The sequence below is a fragment of the Streptomyces sp. NPDC096311 genome, from assembly GCF_044763085.1.
Taxonomy (GTDB): domain Bacteria; phylum Actinomycetota; class Actinomycetes; order Streptomycetales; family Streptomycetaceae; genus Streptomyces.
Genome location: NZ_JBIWFN010000024.1, coordinates 69835 through 88603, shown reverse-complemented (window position 1 = coordinate 88603; position 18769 = coordinate 69835). Strand labels below are relative to the sequence as shown.

The 18769-nt window shown below is 72.0% G+C and carries 16 protein-coding genes; 5 read left to right on the top strand and 11 right to left on the bottom strand.

Translation table 11 applies throughout. The features are described 5' to 3' along the window. Positions 1 to 159: 159 nt before the first annotated feature. Both ACIRA5_RS43495 and ACIRA5_RS43490 read right to left on the bottom strand, forming a co-directional pair. Positions 160 to 2529, bottom strand: a complete 2370-nt coding sequence (locus ACIRA5_RS43495) for an FtsX-like permease family protein (RefSeq protein ID WP_403701080.1) — start codon at positions 2527 to 2529, stop codon at positions 160 to 162. Beyond that, positions 2523 to 3260 (bottom strand): ABC transporter ATP-binding protein, encoded by a 738-nt coding sequence (locus ACIRA5_RS43490; protein ID WP_403701077.1) that lies wholly within the window; start codon positions 3258 to 3260, stop codon positions 2523 to 2525. Before ACIRA5_RS43490 ends, ACIRA5_RS43495 begins: the two co-directional genes overlap by 7 nt. Before the next feature lie 770 nt (positions 3261 to 4030). Here ACIRA5_RS43490 and ACIRA5_RS43485 point away from each other — a divergent pair. Both ACIRA5_RS43485 and ACIRA5_RS43480 read left to right on the top strand, forming a co-directional pair. Next, complete coding sequence (locus tag ACIRA5_RS43485) at positions 4031 to 5302, top strand: sensor histidine kinase (RefSeq protein ID WP_403701271.1); 1272 nt, start codon at positions 4031 to 4033, stop codon at positions 5300 to 5302. Beyond that, on the top strand, positions 5275 to 5934 hold the full coding sequence (locus ACIRA5_RS43480; protein ID WP_403701268.1) for a response regulator: 660 nt from the start codon (positions 5275 to 5277) through the stop codon (positions 5932 to 5934). The genes ACIRA5_RS43485 and ACIRA5_RS43480 overlap by 28 nt, the downstream gene beginning before the upstream one ends. Before the next feature lie 127 nt (positions 5935 to 6061). Here ACIRA5_RS43480 and ACIRA5_RS43475 read toward each other — a convergent pair whose 3' ends face one another. Next, positions 6062 to 7075 carry a YbhN family protein gene (locus ACIRA5_RS43475; protein WP_403701074.1) on the bottom strand — a complete coding sequence of 338 codons (1014 nt, stop codon included), beginning with the start codon at positions 7073 to 7075 and terminating at the stop codon, positions 6062 to 6064. A gap of 288 nt (positions 7076 to 7363) precedes the next feature. Between ACIRA5_RS43475 and ACIRA5_RS43470 the strand changes: the two genes are divergently transcribed. Continuing rightward, positions 7364 to 7930 (top strand): cysteine hydrolase family protein, encoded by a 567-nt coding sequence (locus ACIRA5_RS43470; RefSeq protein ID WP_403701071.1) that lies wholly within the window; start codon positions 7364 to 7366, stop codon positions 7928 to 7930. Between the two features lie 120 nt (positions 7931 to 8050). Here the strand turns inward: ACIRA5_RS43470 and ACIRA5_RS43465 are convergent, their stop codons facing one another. After that, positions 8051 to 8644, bottom strand: a complete 594-nt coding sequence (locus tag ACIRA5_RS43465; protein ID WP_403701068.1) for a TetR/AcrR family transcriptional regulator — start codon at positions 8642 to 8644, stop codon at positions 8051 to 8053. A 138-nt stretch (positions 8645 to 8782) separates the two neighbouring features. Between ACIRA5_RS43465 and ACIRA5_RS43460 the strand changes: the two genes are divergently transcribed. Next, positions 8783 to 9535 (top strand): NADPH-dependent F420 reductase, encoded by a 753-nt coding sequence (locus ACIRA5_RS43460; protein ID WP_403701065.1) that lies wholly within the window; start codon positions 8783 to 8785, stop codon positions 9533 to 9535. An 83-nt stretch (positions 9536 to 9618) separates the two neighbouring features. Here ACIRA5_RS43460 and ACIRA5_RS43455 read toward each other — a convergent pair whose 3' ends face one another. The 7 genes from ACIRA5_RS43455 to ACIRA5_RS43425 form a co-directional block, all read right to left on the bottom strand. Beyond that, positions 9619 to 11799: an ArnT family glycosyltransferase gene (locus ACIRA5_RS43455; RefSeq protein ID WP_403701062.1), complete on the bottom strand. Its 2181-nt coding sequence runs from the start codon at positions 11797 to 11799 to the stop codon at positions 9619 to 9621. Between the two features lie 142 nt (positions 11800 to 11941). Continuing rightward, positions 11942 to 12880, bottom strand: a complete 939-nt coding sequence (locus tag ACIRA5_RS43450; protein ID WP_403701059.1) for a dolichyl-phosphate beta-glucosyltransferase — start codon at positions 12878 to 12880, stop codon at positions 11942 to 11944. Positions 12881 to 13020: 140 nt separating this feature from the next. Next, positions 13021 to 13623 (bottom strand): GTP-binding protein, encoded by a 603-nt coding sequence (locus ACIRA5_RS43445; protein WP_403701056.1) that lies wholly within the window; start codon positions 13621 to 13623, stop codon positions 13021 to 13023. Then, entirely contained in the window at positions 13610 to 13966 is a 357-nt protein-coding gene (locus ACIRA5_RS43440) for a DUF742 domain-containing protein (protein ID WP_403701054.1), read from the bottom strand. Before ACIRA5_RS43440 ends, ACIRA5_RS43445 begins: the two co-directional genes overlap by 14 nt. 1 nt (position 13967) lies before the next feature. Next, a complete protein-coding gene (locus tag ACIRA5_RS43435; protein ID WP_352048101.1) occupies positions 13968 to 14399 on the bottom strand; it encodes a roadblock/LC7 domain-containing protein in 432 nt (143 codons plus the stop codon). Positions 14400 to 14410: 11 nt separating this feature from the next. Then, entirely contained in the window at positions 14411 to 16849 is a 2439-nt protein-coding gene (locus tag ACIRA5_RS43430) for a nitrate- and nitrite sensing domain-containing protein (RefSeq protein ID WP_403701051.1), read from the bottom strand. Positions 16850 to 16964: 115 nt separating this feature from the next. Next, positions 16965 to 17984, bottom strand: a complete 1020-nt coding sequence (locus tag ACIRA5_RS43425) for a substrate-binding domain-containing protein (RefSeq protein WP_403701048.1) — start codon at positions 17982 to 17984, stop codon at positions 16965 to 16967. A 312-nt stretch (positions 17985 to 18296) separates the two neighbouring features. On the opposite strand from ACIRA5_RS43425, the gene ACIRA5_RS43420 reads away from it, so the two are divergent. Continuing rightward, positions 18297 to 18761 carry a cupin domain-containing protein gene (locus ACIRA5_RS43420; protein ID WP_403701045.1) on the top strand — a complete coding sequence of 155 codons (465 nt, stop codon included), beginning with the start codon at positions 18297 to 18299 and terminating at the stop codon, positions 18759 to 18761. Positions 18762 to 18769 lie beyond the last annotated feature (8 nt).

The following is an 18769-nucleotide window of genomic DNA, read 5'->3' as shown; positions in this document are numbered from 1 at the left end:
GGCGGCGCCGGGCCCCCCCCCCCCCCCCCCCCCCCCCCCCCCCCGCGCGCCCCCCCCCGCCCCCCCCCGCCCCCCCCCCCCCCCCCCCGCCGGCCGGCCTTTTCGGTGGACCGCGCCGGACGGGACGGGGGCGGTACCGCCCGGCGCGGGGTCAACGGGTCACTCCCGTACGCCGGCCAGTTCCACGGCCGGGCGCCGCAGCGACAGCCCGGCCGGTGCCACGGCGGAGACCACGGCGAGGACCGCGCACGCGCCCACCGCCGAGCCGATCGCCGTCCATGGGATCTCGATCGGGCTCCACACCGACAGCAGGCCCAGGGCGCTCCACATCCCCAGCAGGTTGAGTCCCGCCACCAGCAGTCCCAGCACTCCGCCGACCACCACGACCATCAGCGCCTCGGCGGCGACCAGCCGCAGCACCTGCCAGGTGGTGGCCCCGGCCAGCCGCAGCACCGCCAGGTCCCGCACCCGGTCGGAGGTCGCCATGACCAGGGTGTTGGCGAGGGAGATGCCGGTGTAGAGGAGGGCGATGCCGAGGACCAGCATGAACCCGATCCGGGTGGTGTCGTTGGTCTCGGGGTAACTGGCCTGCACCCACTGGTACTTGGTGAACACCTGCCCCCCGGAGGAGCTGAGCGCCGTGCGCAGCCCCGCCGCCACGGCCGCCGTGTCGGCGTCCGCGACCTTGACGTCGATCCGGTCGACGGGGGCGCGCTGTGCGTTGGCCGGGGTGACGTACACGCCGTTGTTGCCGGTGCCGATGGACATGACGGCGGCGATCCGCAGGGACTTCTTCGTGCCGTCGCCGAGCCACACGCTCACCCGCTGTCCGACGGTGTGCCGCGCCCACTCCTCGTTGACGATGATCGAGTCGTCGTCGAGATCGGTGACCCGGCCGGCCACGACCGGCAGCCGTACGGTGTCGGCGAGCCGCTTTGGATCGGCCGCGCGCGCCTCGGACTTGATGAGTGCCACGCCGTCCTCCAGGACGTAGACGGCGCTCGACGAGATGGCCGAGACCTCCGCGCCGGGCACCGCCCGCAGCCGCTCGACGGTCGCCGTGTCGAAGCCCGTGGCGCCGGCCGGCGAGACGACGAAGTCTGCGCGGGTCTGTGTGCGGGTCTCGGTGGCCTTTGCTTCGTTCAGGGTCGCGGTCGCGCCGAGCAGCGAGCCCGCGAGAGCGACCGTGACCAGGACGGGAGCGGCGATGGCGGCGGTACGGCGGACACCGGCGGCGGCGTTCTCCCGCACCAGCATGCCGTCGGCGCCCGGGAGTTGGGCCGGCAGCCAGGCGATCAGCCGGGTCAGCGGGCGCACCAGTACCGGCGACAGCAGCGCGACCGTGGTGATCAGCAGCATCGGCCGGCTGGCGTACGTCTTGCGGTGCAGCAGGTCGCCCGGTCCGGAGACCAGCGCCAGGACCAGCGTCACGGCGGCGGTGACCAGCAGGCCTCCGCCGAACAGCCAGCGGCCCCACGTCATGGTCCTGCTGTCCACGGACGCCTCGCGCAGCGCCTGCGCGGGACCGGTCTTCCCGGCCCGCCAGGACGCGGCGACCACTCCGCACAGCGCCACCAACAGCCCTGTCCAGAAGGCCGTGTGGTACGGCCAGGTGTGGTCGCCGATGGTGAACCAGCTCGGGGCGAGACCGCCGTCGACCACCCACCGGGCCGGATACGGCGCCGCGTACGCGCCCAGCACACAGCCCGCGGCCGAGGCGAGCACGCCGACGACCAGGGCCTCGGCGAAGACCATCCGGCGGATCTGCCCCGGGGTGGCGCCCGCGGTGCGCAGCAGCCCGAACTCCCGGCGCCGCTGGGCGACCGCGAAGGCGAAGGTGGACGCCACCACGAACACTGAGACGAAGCCGCTGACCCCGCCGGCCGTGCCGAACATGGCGTTCATCGCGGTCAGGGCCTCGCTGTCCCGGTCGGGGTCGGCGTCCACGACCGACTGGGTGCTCACCGGGGCGAGGCGGGCCGCCTGCGCGTCCGTGTAGAACACGGCGTCCTCGAAGCCGAGCCCGCGCACGGTCCCGACCACCGTCACGGTGCCGAGATCGGTGCGCACCTGCCGGCCCACGGCGGCCCAGTCGCCGCTGACCACGACTTCACCGGCCGCCTCGGGGGCACGGCCCGCGTCGAGCTCGTACGGCGCGCCCGCGGCGGTCGACCACGGGTGGCCCACCAGGTCCCCGGGCGCGTTCTTCGCCCGTACGGCGAAGGAGCGGTCCTCGATGACGGTGCCGAGTCGCCTCAACGCGGCGAGGGTCTTCGCCGGTAGGGCGTTCGGCTGCGTCAGCTCCTGGGTCCGGTCGCCGATCGGGGTGGGCACCCGCAGCGTGTCCTGGCCCTTCACCACGACCGGGGCGGCGGCGAACCGCTCCGGCCGGCGCTCGGGGGCGTTCAGGGACGAGGCCAGCGCCAGACCCATGACGGCGATCAGCGCGACGCCGAGCGAGAGCGCGACGAAGCTGCCCACGAAGGTGACCCAACGGGTGCGCAGGGTGCGCAGGGCGACACTCAGCACGGCACGGCCTCCAGCTTCGTCATCCGGGTGGCGATGTCGCCGGCCGAGGCGCCCACCAGCTCGCCGTTGACGCGCCCGTCGACCAGGAAGACGACACGGTCGGCGTAGGAGGCGGCCACCGGGTCGTGGGTGACCATGATGATCGTCTGGCCCTCCGTGTCGACCATGCCGCGCAGCAGGGACAGCACCTCGCGGCTGGTCTGTGAGTCGAGCGCGCCGGTCGGCTCGTCGCCGAACAGCACCTCCGGGCGGGTGATCAGGGCGCGGGCCAGGGCGACGCGCTGCTGCTGGCCGCCGGACATCTCCGAGGGGCGGTGCCCGGCCCGGTCGCCGAGGCCGACCTGGCGCAGCACCTCACGGACCCGGGCCTTCGGGGGGCGCCGGCCGGCCAGTCGCAGCGGCAGGGCCACGTTCTGCTCGGCGGTCAGCGACGGCAGCAGGTTGAACGCTTGGAACACGAACCCGATGCGCTCGCGGCGCAGCAGCGTCAGCTTCGTCTCGCTCAGCTTCGTCAGCTCGGTGTCGCCGACGGTGACCGACCCCGCGGTGGGCCGGTCAAGCCCGGCCGCGCACTGCAGCAGGGTCGACTTCCCGGAGCCGGAGGGGCCCATTACGGCGGTGAAGGTGCCCCGAGGGAAGGCGAGCGAGACCTGGTCGAGCGCGGTCACACTGCCGCTGCCCGCCCCGTACTGCCTCGTCACGGAACGCAGTTGGATCGCATAGTTGGTCATCTGTCCCTAAATCCCTACTTGTTCGGTGTCGGTCCTCCCGCGCACCAGGGCGGGACGGAATCGGGGTTCAGCGGTCTCGGTCCGCGGGAGAAAGCCGGAGAAAGGCGCCGGCCAGGCAATTGTCGAGGCGGCCGGGGCGCCGGACCGGGCGGCTTCGAGGGCGGGCAGCAGCAGTACCGCGGTCAGAACGCCGACGCTTCCGTACGCCGGCACACGCTCCGCCAGCCGAGCCAACATCCGGGCGCCGCCTCTCTCGCAACTGTGGTGACTCCACGAAACCGCGCGACGACACCCCGGCGCAGTGCGGCAGAAGCGACACTTGGGGTAGGGCCAGACCTACCCCGGGGCCTCGGCCTGGCTGTCCGCCCCGGCGCCCGGTCACCCCGCCCGGGCGAGCGACCGGTCCGACTCCCGGTCCCGGCAGCCGACGGCCACCAGGCGCTGCAACGCGTGGAAGCGGTACCGGGGTTCGCCGACCGCGTCGATGCCCGCCATCTCCAGGGCGGCGCAACAGCGCGTGCAGCAACTGGGCGAGCACCGCGTCGGAGTCCTTGACGGCCATTGTTTGCGCCACTCAAGGCCGGAATTGAGCCTTATGCCTGGCAGCAGGCTGCGATGGCAAGACCGTGCATCCGGCGGCCCGTGACCATCCGCCGTGACCGCAGGGGGTATGGCCGGCCCTACCCCCGATACGCCACCTGGACCGATGGCACCGTCCATGACGCGCCGCCTACGGTGATCGCATGCATCCCCGGAACGTATGGCAGGCCATGTCCCGGCCGGGCTTCCTGCTGTCCCCGTGGCCGTGGCGTGCCGTCGCGTATCTGCTGTCGGGCGTGGTGGCCGGCATCGCCGTGCTGGTGGCGATCGTGACCCTGGCGGCGGTCGGCGGCGTCCTCGCGATTGTCCTGGTCGGCCTGCCGTTGCTCGCCGTCACGGCTCTCGTCGGGGTGCCCGTGGCCTCGGCCGAGCGGCGCAGACTGCGGCTGATCGACGGTGATCCGGCACCCGGCGCCCATCGCGAGCCCGCCGAGCCGGGACCGTGGAGCTGGTTCACCACCCGGCTGAGGGAGCAGCTCACCTGGCGGGAACTCGGCTACGCGCTGCTGTTCGCGGGCCTGTTGTGGCCGGCCGAGGCCCTCGTGGTCACCGTGGCGCTGGCGTTCCCGCTGTCGATGACGTTCACCCCGCTGCTGATGGCCACGGTGGGCGACGGCCGGGAGGCGAAGGTGCTCAAGCAGTGGACGGTCACCAGCTGGCCGACCGCCTTCGGCGTCGCCGTGCTCGGGGTGGTACTGCTGGCCCTCGGCGCGTACGTCCTCGGGGTCGCGGCCGGCGCCAGAGCCGAGCTGACCCGGCTCCTCATCGCCCCGCGTGACGCGGAGCTGGGTGCGAAGGTCATCGAACTGACGCGGTCCCGCGTCCGATTGGTCGACGCGTTCGAGACGGAGCGGCGCCGGATCGAGCGCGATCTGCACGATGGCGCCCAACAGCGCCTGGTCGCCCTGACGATGACACTCGGCCTGGCCCGCCTGGATGCGCCGCCCGGCCCGCTCGCCGACCAACTCGCCGAGGCACACGAGGAAGCGGGCAAGGCCCTCGCGGAACTGCGCGAACTCATCCACGGCATCCACCCCAAGGTGCTCGCCGACTACGGCCTGGAAGCCGCCGTCGCTGACGCCGCCGACCGCAGCGCGGTCCCCGTCGACGTCGACCTGGAGCTGCCCGGCCGGTTGCCCCAAGCCGTGGAGGCCGCCGCCTACTTCGTGGTCTGCGAGGCCCTCGCCAACGTCGCCAAGCACAGCGGGGCCGACCGCGCCCGGGTCGCCGGCGGGCACGCCGACGGACGGCTCTCGCTGGAGGTGCGCGACGACGGACGTGGCGGCGCGGCCGCCGGCGGCGGCACCGGGCTGACCGGACTCGCGGACCGGGTCTCGGTCCTGGATGGCAGACTCTCCCTGTCCAGTCCGCAGGGCGGACCGACCCTGCTGCGTGTGGAGATTCCTTGCGATCCTTGCGAGCCGACCGACCGCTCCGCGTAGTCCTGGCGGAGGACAGCGTGCTGCTGCGGGAGGGCCTCATCGGCCTGCTCACCCGCTGCGGACACGAGGTGGCGGCGGCCGTCGGTGACGCGGAGGCGCTGCTCGCCGCCGTGGCCGAACACCGGCCCGACATCGTGGTGACGGACGTACGGATGCCGCCCGGCTTCCAGGACGAGGGCCTGCACGCGGCCGTCCGGCTGCGGGAGGAGCAGCCCACTCTGCCGGTGCTGGTCCTGAGCCAGTACGTGCAGCGGACCTACGCCTCCGAACTCCTGGACTCCGGCGACGGATCGGGCGTCGGCTACCTGCTCAAGGACCGCGTCGGCCAGGTCGAGCAGTTCGTGGACGCGCTGAGCGAGGTCGCGGCCGGCGGCACGGTCGTCGACCCCGAAGTCGTACGGCAGTTGCTGCGCAGGCGCCGTGATCCGCTGGAGCGGCTCACCCCGCGCGAGCGGGAGGTGCTGGCGCTGATCGCGGAGGGCAAGTCGAACGGGGCGATCGCCAAGGCGCTGACGGTGTCCGAGGCGGCCGTCGGCAAGCACATCGGCAGCATCCTCACGAAGCTGGACCTGCCCCCGGCGGACGAGACCCATCGCCGCGTCCTGGCGGTGCTGGCCTACCTCCGGGCGTGAGACGGGCCGTTGCGGTCCGGACCATAAGGCGACGTGCGACGCGACCGCCTGGACGTACTACGAGGCGGTCGACAAGCTGGGCTGACCTGCCGGGCTCAGGGGCATCCGACGTCGGCGTGGCTGAGGTTCACAGCACCTTGCGATGGACGAGGGCCGAGAGGACGAGGGCGCCCGGGAGCAGGGGGATCCAGACCGTCAGGACGCGGTAGCCGATGACGGTTGCCGTGGCCAGGGACACGGGGGCGCCGTACGCGGCCATGGTGAGGACCATGGCCGCGTCGACCGGGCCGATGCCGCCCGGGGCGGGCACCGCGCCGACGGCGGTACTGGCGAGCAGCAGCGCGAGGACCACCTGGGCCCAGGACAGCGGCAGCCCGAGCGAGAACCCGACCGAGGCGATCACGCTCCCCTGAAGCACCGGGGCGACGGCCGACCCGCCCCACAGGGCGAGGACGCGGCTGGGCCGGGTGTGCAGGGTCCGCGCCTCGGTCAGGGCGGTGCGTACGAAGCCGAGCGCCGGGCGGCGCAGCGGGCGTACGACCGTCAGGAGCAGGGCGGCGGTGGCGAGACCGAGCACCGCGGCCCCGGCGGCCATGAGCAGGGTCCAGGTGTCCGGGGTGAGGTCGCCGAGTCGTAGCGCGTCCGGGAAGGCCACGAGGAAGACGACGAGCACCACCGTCTTCGCCAGCGGCTTGACCAGTGAGTACAGGGCGAGCGAGGCGGTGGCCCGGGCCAGGGGTACGCCGTTGCGCTGGAGGAAGCGCAGGGTGACGGCGTGGGCGCCGATGCTCGCCGGAAGGATGTGGTTGGCGGCGCCCGCGGCGAACTGCGAGGCGAGCAGCGGCCCGGGCGGCAGCCGTTCGGGCAGGGCGCCTTGCCGCACGCACGCGGCGGTCACCCAGCCCAGGCAGGTGAAGAAGACCCCGGCCAGCAGCCACCGGGGATCGGCGGCGGCCAGCCGGGCGGCGCCCTCGCTCACCGCCCGCCAGTCGACCGCCGCCCACGTCCCGATCGCCAGGAGCGGCAGCAGGGTCAGCGTCAGACGGGTGAGTCGGGTGAGATGGGTCAGGCGCGCGGCGGCGGGGGACCGGACGGGGGCGGGGCGCGCTACGGGGAGATCGTCGAGCGGGAGCGGGGACACGGCGCACATCGTCCTTCCACGTCACGCCCGCGGTACCGGCGGACGGACACAAGAAGAGGCTTGAGCGGAGGGGGACGAGGGGAACGTTCCCGCTCGGTGTGACGGCGCGGTGTCCGGGAGGGGAAGGGGCACCAGCGGCTGGGCGACACGGCCGGGCTCGTCGTCCTGTGGGGCAGGGCGGTTGGCGCTCCCGTCGTCGAAAGGTAGAAAGAGGGGGCGCACTCGGAACGCACCTGCCGAGCGCGATGGACGGGACGGACGAGACGGACGAGACAATGGAGGCCCCTCATGACGACTCTGCCCGATCGGCCGAACACCGCGCTGCTCGTCATCGACGTCCAGAACGGGGTGGTGGCGGGCGCGCACCGGCGCGACGAGGTGGTCGCGAACATCGACACCCTGGTCGGCAAGGCTCGCGCGGAGGACGTGCCGGTGGTGTGGGTGCAGCACTCGGACGACCGGCTCAAGCGCGACAGCGAGAGCTGGCGGTACGTGCCGGAACTGATCCGCCGCGACGCCGAGCCCCTCGTCCACAAGAACTACGGCGACTCGTTCGAGGACACCGACCTCGAGGCGCTGCTCGCCGAGCGCGGGGTGGGCCGACTGGTCGTCACGGGCGCGCAGACCGACGCGTGCGTCCGCGCCACCCTGCACGGGGCCTTCGTACGCGGGTACGACGTGACGTTGGTCGGTGACGCGCACACGACGGAGGACCTCAGCGCGTACGGGGCGCCGTCGCCGGAGCAGGTGATCGCGCACACCAACCTCTACTGGAAGTGGGAGAGCGCACCCGGGCGGCGCGGGGGCACCGTCGACACGGCGGACGTGATCTTCGCGGCGGCCGTCGGGGACTGAGCCGCCCCGATCGGCGGCCATCGGCGGTCGACGCGCCCTGCCCGCTCGCGCGCACGGCCCGTTCGACGGCGTGGCCGCGGTCCGTCGTCAACGGGCCCGGCATGCCCCCGGGCAGTGGAGCTACCGCGGTGCGAGTGCGGCGAAGGCCTCGTCGATCAGATCGTCGAGGTCGAGGGTGCCGTCGGAGGCGGTCCAGTGGTTGACGGCGATGTCCAGACAGTCGACCGCGGCGGCGGCCCGCACCAACGGGCCCAGGGTTGAGGGCCGCGAGGGGGCCGCGCGCTCGGCGAGGGCCTCGGCGATGACCGGGCGCCAGCCGTTCTGCTTCTCCATGCTGCGCGCGCACAGTGCGGGGGTCTTCATGATCAGACGGGACAGCGCGAGCGCGCCGGCCGGGTCCTGCCGGTGGTGCTCGACGACCGTGCCCAGGGCGTGCCGCAGCGCCGTCCAGTCGTCCTCGCCGGCCGGGCGGGCGCGCAGCGCGTCGGCGATCCGCCCGCCCTGGGCGTCCACCGCGTCGAGGACGGCGTCCTCCTTGGTGCCGAAGTAACGCAGGAAGGTGCTGCGGGACACCCCGGCCGCCGCGGCCAGGTCGTTGACGGTGACGTTCTCGAAGCCCTCGCGTCGGAACAGCTCGAAGGCCACCTGGGCCAACTCGGCCCGGATGGCGGCCCGTGCGATGTCCCTCGTGCTCGTACGCGCTGCTCCGTCCACCTCGGGATCGTACCGCTCACCAGCTCCCCGCTCGCCATAGTGAGTCACGGACGCTAGTGTGACACTGAGTTTCATGATTGACATATAGCTTCACTCTTGATCGATCTGCTTCACATCACATCAGCGGGAGAACCCACCGTGACGAAGACCCTTGGACTCATCGGCAGCGGCATGATCGGCGGCGGGCTGGCCCGCCTCGCCGTGGCGGCCGGAGTGGACGTCGTAGTCAGCAACTCGCGCGGACCGGAGACACTCTCCGGCCTCGTCGCCGAACTCGGCGGGCACGCGCGCGCGGCCACCCCAGAGGAGGCCGCCCGCGCCGCTGACCTGGTGGTGGCGACCGTGCCGCTGAAGGCCTACGACCGGCTGCCCGCGGCGGCTCTCGCGGGCAAGGTCGTGATCGACACCATGAACTACTACCCGGACCGCGACGGCCGCATCGCCGAGCTGGACGCGGGCGGGCCGACGTCCAGCGCCCTGGTCCAGCGTCACCTGGCCGACTCCCGGGTGGTCAAGGCGTTCAACAACATCGACTTCCGGCGCCTGTTCCTCTCCGCCCGGCCCTCCGGCGCCGCCGACCGCAGCGCCCTGCCCCTCGCCGGTGACGACGCGGCCGCCAGGGCGCGGGTGGCGGAGCTGCTGGACGTTCTCGGGTACGACGCGGTGGACATCGGCACGCTCGCCGACAGCTGGCGCAGCGAGCCGGGCACCCCGGTCTACGTGCGGCCCTACCTCGCGGCGCAGCCCGAGGGGCTGAGCCAGGAGGAGGCACAGCGCTGGTTCTTCGAGACCCCGGGCGTCCCGGTGCCCGCCGACCGGGTGAAGGAGCTGACCGACGCGGCCGTACGGCGCCTGGCGGGCGAAGCGCGGGCCACCCTCGCCCGGGACTGAGCGACGGAAGAGAACGGAAAGGCGGGGCGTGCCACCGGTGGGGGATGTCCGGTGGCCCGCCCCTGCCGGGGTGGACGGCTGGGTCAGCCGACGTCGGAGGCGTCCAGGCGGTACAGGCCGCCGGTGCTCGACGTGGAGGACGTGGAGGACGTGGAGGACGTAGAAGACGTAGAAGACGTAGAAGACGTAGAAGACGTGGAAGACGTGGAAGAAGAGGTGGTCGAGGACGAACCGGAGTCGTACGCCGAGGACTTGACGGCCGTGCCGTGTGCCTTGACCCAGGTGGCGATCTCGGAGTTCGTGCCCTGCCCGCCGTCGCTGCTGACGATGATGTAGTGCAGCTTGCCGGACGTCACCAGGCTCTTGAGCTTGGCGAAGGTCATGGCGTTGTCACTGCCGGACCAGCCGCCCATGGAGATGACGGGCTGCCCGGACTCCAGGATGATCGAGGACGCGGTCTGGTCGGTGGCCACGGCCAGCAGCCAGGTGGCCCCGTCCTGATGCTTCTTCAGGTACGTGATCATCGCGGACGACACCTGCGTGCCGCCTCCGCCCATCTGGCCTCCGCCTGTCCGGTCACCGCCCGTCTCGCTGCCGCTCGGCCGGGTGCCGGAGCCCGAAGGCGCGGAACCGCCGCCCGACGGGGGCTCACCCATGGACCGGCCGCCGGTACCACTCGTACGACTCGAACCGCTCGCGCCGCCCGGACCCCCTCCCATGCCACCCATGCCGTCACCGGTGCCGGGGCCGGCCGTGGGGTTGGTGCCGTTCGTGGCGGAGGTGGCCGCCGAGACCGAGTAGGCGGCGGGGCCGGCCAGCAGGGCGACGACCGCGGCCAGCGCGGCGAAGCCCATGAGCCGGTCGCGTCGCGTGAAGCGTCCGGCGAGCAGGCCGAGCACCGCGACCGTGCCCGCGACGCCGACGGTGATCTCCGCGACGGTGTACAGCGTGCCGGAGCCCGAGACCCGCTGGAGCAGCACGATCGCCCAGGCCGCACTGGCCGCGACGGCGGCAGGCAGCACCCAGACCTTCCCCCAAGCTCTCGACCCCGCTCGAGCGGGGGGCGCCCCCCTCGCCGCCGAGCCCTCACGGAAGGCCCGGTACAGGGTCACGCCGCCCGCACCGGCCAGGGCCGCGATGCCGGGGGCCATGGCGGTGACGTAGTACGGGTGGAAGGTGCCCTCCGCCAGGGCGAAGGTCAGGTAGTGCAGGACGAACCAGCCGCCCCAGAGCATGAGCGCCGCCCGCTCGGCGTCGGTGCGCGGGGCCCGGCCGCGCAGGACCAGACCCGCGATCAGGGCGATGGCCGCGAAGGGGATGAGCCAGGAGATCTGGCCGCCCATGATCTCGTTGAACAGCCGGTAGACGCCCGCGCTGCCGCCGAAGCTCGCACCGTTGCCCGCCGAGCCGGCCGAGGAACCGGCGCCGAAGATACGGCCGAAGCCGTTGTAGCCGATGACCAGGTCCCAGACCGTGTTGTCGGTCGAACCGCCGATGTAGGGACGGGAGGAGGCGGGGATCAGGTCGACGACCACCATCCACCAGGCGCTGGAGACGACCAGGGCCACGGTGGCGACGGCGAGGTGGCGGATCCGGCGGCCCAGGGAGCCGCGCGCGGCCCACAGGTGGACCAGGAAGAAGGCCGGCAGGACGACGTACGCCTGCATCATCTTGGTGTTGAACGCGAAGCCGATCGCGACGGCGGACCAGACGAGCGGCATCAGTCGGCCGGTGCGGACGGCCTTGAACAGACCCGCCGCGCCGAGCAGCATCAGGAAGACCAGGATCGGATCCGGGTTGGTGTCCCGGTTGATGGCGACGGTGATCGGGGTCAGCGCCAGTGCCAGCGCGGCGACGGTCGCCGCCACCGGGCCGAAGTCGCGCTTGACCATGCGGTGGAGCAGGGCCACGGAGCCGGTGCCCACCGCGACCATCGGCAGCGCCAACTGCCAGGTGCCGAAGCCGAAGGCGCGGGCGGACAGCCCCATCACCCACAGGGCGAGCGGCGGTTTGTCGACCGTGATGAAGCTGCCGGAGTCCAGCGCGCCGAAGAAGAACGCCTTCCAGCTCTTGGTGCCGCTGTAGACGGCCGCGTTGTAGAAGCTGTTGCCGCTGATGGAGGTGATGTTCCAGGCGTACAGGGCCGTCGCCGCGAGCAGGATCGCCCACAGCGCGGGGCGCGTCCAGCGGGGGTCTTCTGTGGGCGGTGCCGCCCTGTGTCCGCTGCTCGGTGAGGACGTGGGTGGTGGGGCGAGAGTCGTCATGACGCGGGCTCCAAGCGAGGAGAGGGAGTGCGACGCGGGCGCAGGGCCCGGAGCCGCATCAGGGCGAAGCGGGTGCGTAGGCGCCGAGGTGGGCGTCGGCAGCGGTGATCAGGACCGTGGTGATCAGGGCCGTGCGGCCCGCTCACGCGGCTCTCGCCCGGGCGGGCGGGGCGGCGGCTCCCGCGGGCGGCGGCGTACGCTCGGCTCCCGCGGCGGGCGACGTACGCGCGGCGTCCGCGCGAGCCCCGCCCCCACCGGGGCCGGGCTCCACGGAGGCGGCCCCGTGGGTGGCGGCCGTCAGGTGCGCCGTACCGGCCCGGGGCGGTAGCGCGACGCGGGTGCGGCCGGTCAGGATCCGGCGTTGCATCCGGCCCATGCCCTTGAGGTCGTCGACGGCGGTGGCGACGATGTCGACCCGGCTGTCGGGGTCGTCGACCCAGTCCACCGGCACCTCGTGGATACGCAGCCGGTTGCGCTCGGCCAGCACCAGCAACTCGGTGTCGAAGAACCAGGTGTTGTCCTCGATGTGCGGGGCGAGCGCCCGGAAGACCTCGGTGCGTACCGCCTTGAAGCCGCACTGCGCGTCCGAGAAGCGGGCCGCGAGTCCCAGCTTCAGGAGCAGGTTGTAGGAGCGGGAGATGAACTCGCGCTTCGGTCCGCGCACCACCGCCGCCTGGGGGTGCAGCCGGCTGCCGATGGCCAGGTCACTGTGACCGGACAGCAGGGGCGCGACCAGCGGGAGGAAGCCGTCGAGTCCGGTCGACAGGTCGACGTCCATGTAGGCGACCACGTCCGCCTCGGACCGGCTCCACACGTACTTCAGCGCGCGGCCCCGGCCCTTGGCCTCCAGGTGGACGGCGTGGACGTGGGGAAGACGGGCCGACAGGCCGGTCGCCGCCTGCCAGGTGGCGTCCGTACTCGCGTTGTCCGCGACGGTGATCCGGAACGGGAACGGGAAAGAGGCTTCGAGGTAGGCGTGGAGGCGGCTGATGCTGTCGCCGAGGACGTGTGCCTCGTTGTGGACCGGCACCACGATCTCGACCGACCGCTGCCGGACGCCTCCCGCGTTCGTTTCGTTCATGGCCCCGACGATCCGGGCCGGATCTGGGCCGTCGCTGAGCCCGCGCTGAGGGAAGGATGAGAATCAGGGAACTCACAGCTTCCGCACAGCCGGGCCCTGGCGGGTCACAGGAACACCGGTGAACAGCCCCTTTCCCTATGTCAGTTGTGGCTGGACGAAGCGATCAACTCGTCGATCAGAGTGATCAGTACGTCCCGGCACGACCCGCGCTCACGGGCGTCACAGAGCAGCACGGGGGTCCGTTTCGGCAGGGCCAGGGCGTCGCGGATCTCCTCGGGGGTGTACGGGTGCTGCCCGTGGAAGCCGTTGACGCCGACGACGAAGGGGATGCCGCGCCGCTCGAAGAAGTCGAGGGCGGCGAAGCTGGACTCCGGCCTGCGGACGTCGATGAGGACCACGGCGCCCAGGGCGCCGATCGCGAGGTCGTTCCACATGAACCAGAACCGCTGCTGGCCCGGGGTGCCGAAGAGGTACAGGACCAGTTCGGGGCTGAGGGTGATCCGCCCGAAGTCCAGCGCCACGGTGGTGGCCCGTTTCTCCTCGATGCCGTCGAGGTCGTCGACGTTCAGACCGGCGGAGGTGAGGGGCTCCTCGGTGCGCAGCGGGACGATCTCGCTGACCGCCCCGACCATGGTCGTCTTGCCGACGCCGAACCCTCCGGCGATCAGGATCTTGACCGCGTCGGGAGCGGGAGGTGCGTCGGGTGCCGAAGTCCCGCGCACGGCGGGGTCAGAGCCGGCCAAGGCCGTCCCTCACTTTCTGCAGCAGGTCCAGGTCCGGGGTACGGGAGACGAGACGCGGAGCCTGGACGGTGATCCTGCCCGCCTCCAGCAGATCGCAGAGCAGGATCACGACCACGCTCACCGGCAGGTCGAGTTCGGCGGCGAGTTCCGCCACCACGATGGGCTTCGCGCACAGCCGCAGGATCCGGGCGTGCTCGGGCTGCGGCCGGGTGGCGCCCTCGGGCGGCGGACCCACCGCGGTCACCGACGTGATGAGGGTGAAGTCGGCGCGGCTGGGCCGGGTGCGGCCTCCGGTCAGCGTGAACGGCCGTACCAGCCGGCCGGCCGCGTCGCCTTCGCTCACCTCACTCGCCGTTGTCGGCCGCGGCGGCGATGCCCGCACGAGGTGCTGCCCTGAGGTGCTCGCCGATCTTCTTCACCAGCATGTTCATCTGGTACGCCACCACGCCGACGTCCGCGCCCTGGTTGGTGAGCACGGCGAGATGGGCGCCGGGGCCCGCGGCGGTGAGGATCAGATAGCTGTCGCGCATCTCGATCAGCGCCTGGCGCACCGGACCGCCGCGGAAGTCCATGCTGACGCCCTTACTGAGGCTCATCAGGCCGGACGCCGTCGCCGCCAGCCGTTCGGCGTCGTCGCGGACGAACGCCGTGGACTTGCTGACGACGAGTCCGTCCTCGGAGAGCACGACGGCGTGGTTCACATCGGCGACCCGTTCCACCAGTCCGGTGAGCAGCTGGTCGAGCTGGCTGTGTGTGGCGGTGCTGGGGCGTGTCATTTCTCTGTCCTTCACGAGCGATCGGCGGGCGGAGTCCACGAGCGGTCTGCGGGCTGGGTCGGGGCCGGGTCCTCCCCGTGGTCGTACGACGGTTCCTCGCCCCCCTGGTCGTACGACATCTCCTCGTCGTCGCGGGCCCGGAGCGTCCCGCGCTGGAAGCCCGCGAGTGAGGAGGCGGCGCGTTCCGCGGTGAAGTCGGCGAGGTCGGTGGCGTCCTTGTCGTCGGCGTAGTCGGCGTAGTCGGCCTCGGACGGCGCCGCCTCCTCCCGCAACTCCGTGGCCAGGCTGGTCTGCGGCACCCGGCGCGGCAGCGGAGCGAGTCCGTCGCGGCGGGCGGCGCCCTGAGCGGGGCTGGAGCGGGGCGCGGCGGAGTCGGTCGTGCGGGCCCGGGCGGAGGGGGGTGCCTCCTGCGCACGTTCATGGGGCCGGCGCTCCGGGACCGCGTCGTCGGCGGAGCCCTTCGCCGCCATGACCCCCGCCGGTACCGCGACCTCCCCGTCGGTGGCGGGGGAGTCGGGGGTCTCGCGGACCACGATGTCGTGCGGGATCAGCACGATCGCGGTGGTCCCGCCGTACGGCGAGGAGCGCAGGGTGACGGCGACGCCGTGCCGGGTGGCGAGCCGCGCGATCACGAACATGCCGAGCCGCAGGTCGTCGGCGAGTGCCACCACGTCGAACTGCGGGGCCACCGCCAACTGGGCGTTGAACGCGGCGTATTCCTCCTCGGACAGGCCCAGGCCCCGGTCCTCGATCTCGACGGCCAGTCCCTTGGCCACCATCGCGGCCCGCACCCCCACCGGGCTGGGCGCGGGGGAGTAGGTGGTCGCGTTGTCGATGAGCTCGGCCAGCAGATGGATGACGTCGGCCACCGCGGGCGGGCTCAGGTACACCTCGTCGTCGGTGTGCACGTCCACCCGCTGGTACTGGGCGACCTCACCGACGGCGCTGCGCAGGATGTCGATCAGCGCGACCGGTTCGGTCCAGCTGCGCCGGGGCTGCTCGCCGCTGATGATGACGAGGTTCTCCTCGTAGCGGCGGAGCTGGCTGGCGGTGGAGTCGAGTTCGTACAGGCCCTTGAGGATCCCCGGGTCCTGGTGCTCGCGTTCCAGCGCGTCGAGCTTGCTGAGCTGAAGGTTGACCAGGTTCTGGCTCTGCCGGGCGATGCCGAGGATCACCTTCTGGAAGCCGCGTCGGGTGTCGGCGAGTTCCACCGCGGTGTACACCGCCGTGCGCTGGGCGGTGTTGAACGCCTTGGCCACCTGGCCGAGTTCGTCCTCGCCGTAGTCCAGGGGCGGGGTGGCGGACTCCACGTCGACCTTCTCGCCCCGGTTCAGCCGGGTGACCACGTCGGGCAGCCGTTCCTCGGCGAGGCTGAGCGTGGCCATCCTGAGACCGCGCAGCCGCCGGGAGAGGGAGCGGGTGATGCGCCAGGACATCACGACGCACACCAGCAGGGCGACGAGTCCGCCGGCGCTCAGCGCGGCCGCCTTGATCAGCAGGCTGTGCGCGTTGTCGGCGCTGCGGTCGAGCAGTTGCGTGGTCTGCTGCTGGATCAGGTTCGTGTACTGGTCGGAGATCCTGCCGAGCGCGGTGTTCCAGCGGGCGTGCGCGTCGGGCAGGTCGACCGTACTGGCCACCCGGCCGTGGGCCGTCCGGGCCGCGATGATCTGGTCCTCGACGGTCTCCAGGGTCTTCCAGTCCTGGCTCTGGAGAACCCGTTCGACCTGGTCCTTCACGGTACCGTGCAGCGAGTTGAGGACCTGGCTCTGGAAGACCCAGCGGCGCACGTCGACCCGCTGGGCGAACTGCTGCCACGACTCCTGGTCGAGCTTTCCCGAGGGCCAGGCCAGCGCCAGCTCGGCGTCCTCCTGGGCGACCAGCTCCGCCGCGTTCCCCACCGTGATCAGGGGCCCCGCCTGCGAGGTGAGGTCGCCGTCGTCGACCTGGGAGAGTTCCTGGAAGGCGTGGATCTGGTCGCCGATGATCGAGGTGTACTGGTCCAGGGCCTGCTGGGCGGTGATGTCGGTGGGGTGGTCCACCTGCCCCCGGTAGTACTCCAGGCTTCCCACCGAGGCGATGACCGAGTACATCCGGTCGCCGATCCGGGCGGGTGCGTGTCGGAAGTCCTCGGACCGGCGGACCAGTTTCGCGACCGCGACGTCCGTGCGCCTGCGCTGCCGGTCCAGGGCGGCCCGGGAACCGTGCGGCGAGGCCATCCAGGCGGCCGACAGGCTGCGCTCCTGTTGCAGCGCGAGCGTCGCCTCGGTGCCCATGGCACCCGTCGACCGGCTCAGCCCCGTCTGTTCGCGCAGTCGCAGCCCCTCCGAGAAGATCTGCGTCGTCGTCACACCCCACATGGCGGCGAGGGTGACGCTGGGGACCAGCGCCAGCAGGATCAGGGAGAGACGTATGGAGCCGAGACGGCGCCGGGCACCGGTCCGTGGAGACATCGTCGTCCTAGAGCGATCAGCGATGAGGGGGTGCGCAGGATGCTATCCGTACAAGTGACCGTACGCACCGTGAGGGACGGAAAACCTTGGTGCCGCCTGTACGGGCGGCGGCCGGTCAGCGGGTACCGTTCGCCGCGAACTTCGCGACCGAGGACACGTTCTCCTTCGTGACGAACGCGGGTCCGGTGAGCACGGGAGCGGTTCCGCCGCCGCTGAAGTTGCCGTTGGAGTGGTAGAGCCAGAGCGAGTCCACGGCCAGATAGCCCTGGAGATAGGGCTGTTGATCCACCGCGAACTGGACGTCCCCGCTCTGCACGGACTTCACCACGGTGCTGTTGAGGTCGAAGGTGGCGACCTGGGCCTTGCTGCCCGCCGTCTTCACCGACTTCACCGCGGCGAGCGCGAACTGCGCGCCCATCATGACGACTTCGTCGACGCTCGGGTCCTGGCGCAGTCTGGCCGTGACGGCGGTGCCCACCGCGTCCATGTCGGTGCCGTTCACATAGAGCATGTCGGTCTCGCCGCCGAACGCCTTCTTCACTCCGGCGCAGCGGGCCTCCAGGGCGATGTTGCCCTGTTCGTGGATGACACACAGGGCGTGCTTGGCCTTGAGCTCGTCCAGTTTGTCGCCGGTGGCCCGGCCCGCGACGCTCTCGTCCTGGCCGAAGTACTCCAGCAGGCCCTCGGACTTCCAGGCGTCGATCCCGGAGTTGAGACCGACCACGGGTATCCCCGCCGCCTTGGCCGCGCTGACCGCGCTCTGCATCGCCTCCGGCTTGGCCAGCGTCAGCGCGATGCCGTCCACCCGGTCGCGGATCGCGTCCCGCACCAGGCTGGCCTGGGCGGCGGCCTCGGAGTTGCTCGCGTACGTCAGGTCGATGTTGTCCTTGGCCGCCGCCGCCTGTGCGCCCTTGCGCACCAGTTCCCAGAACGCGTCTCCGCGGGCTCCGTGGGTGATCAGGGCGATCTTGATCCGGCCGGTGCCCGCCTTGCCCGCCGAGGCGTCGCTCGTGTCGTTCGAGCCGCCGGAGCCGGAGCAGCCGACGGCGAGCAGACAGGCCGCGGCGACGGCGGCGACGAGGGCTGCGCGGTGCGGGGATCCGGTGAAGTGGTGAGGTGTGGGGGACGTGTTCATGGGTGCGGCACCTCGCTGTGCGGCCCAGCGGCGGGTCGGGGAGAGTGAGATCGGTGCGATGTCGGGATGTTGTGCACCGACTGTCGTACTTTCGTTGGGCCGGAGCCAATCGTGTGTCACACTCGGCCGTCAAGTGAGCGGGCATATGCCGGAGATGGCCGGGGCGGGGGTGTCGCCGCCGCATCGTCACTAGTTGGACGCGTGGCGAGTGAGTTGGGTGGTATCGCACCTTCCGCACGGGGCACGAATGTTCAATGATGGTGCGCGGGCCTGCCGTTGGCGGGCCGTTGCGTTCACACGGGGGAGGACGAGATGACGCGTGAGGTTTCCGCTGTCCGGGCCGTGCTGCGTACGGGAGTGACAGGTGCCGCGGTCGTCGGCCTGTCGGCCATGTCGCTGGTCGCCGGGACCGCGTACGCGACTCCGTCCGGCCCCGGTGTCACCGCGACGGTGCTCTACCGGACCACCGTGGGGAACACGGACTACACGCTCCGGGAGATCACCATCCCGCCCGGCCAGAGCACCGGCTGGCACTATCACGACGGTCCCCTGTACGGCCTCGTGAAGAAGGGCACCCTGAGCCACTTCGACGCCACCTGCGCGCAGGACGGCAGCTACCCGGCCGGCCATGCGATCACCGAGCCCCCGGGTCCCGACCATGTGCACATCGGCCGCAACGAGGGCTCGGTCCCCGTCGTCCTGGACGTGCTGTACGTCCTGCCCCACGGCTCGCCGTTCTCGGAGGACGCGCCCAACCCCGGCTGCGACTTCCAGTAGCGCCCGAC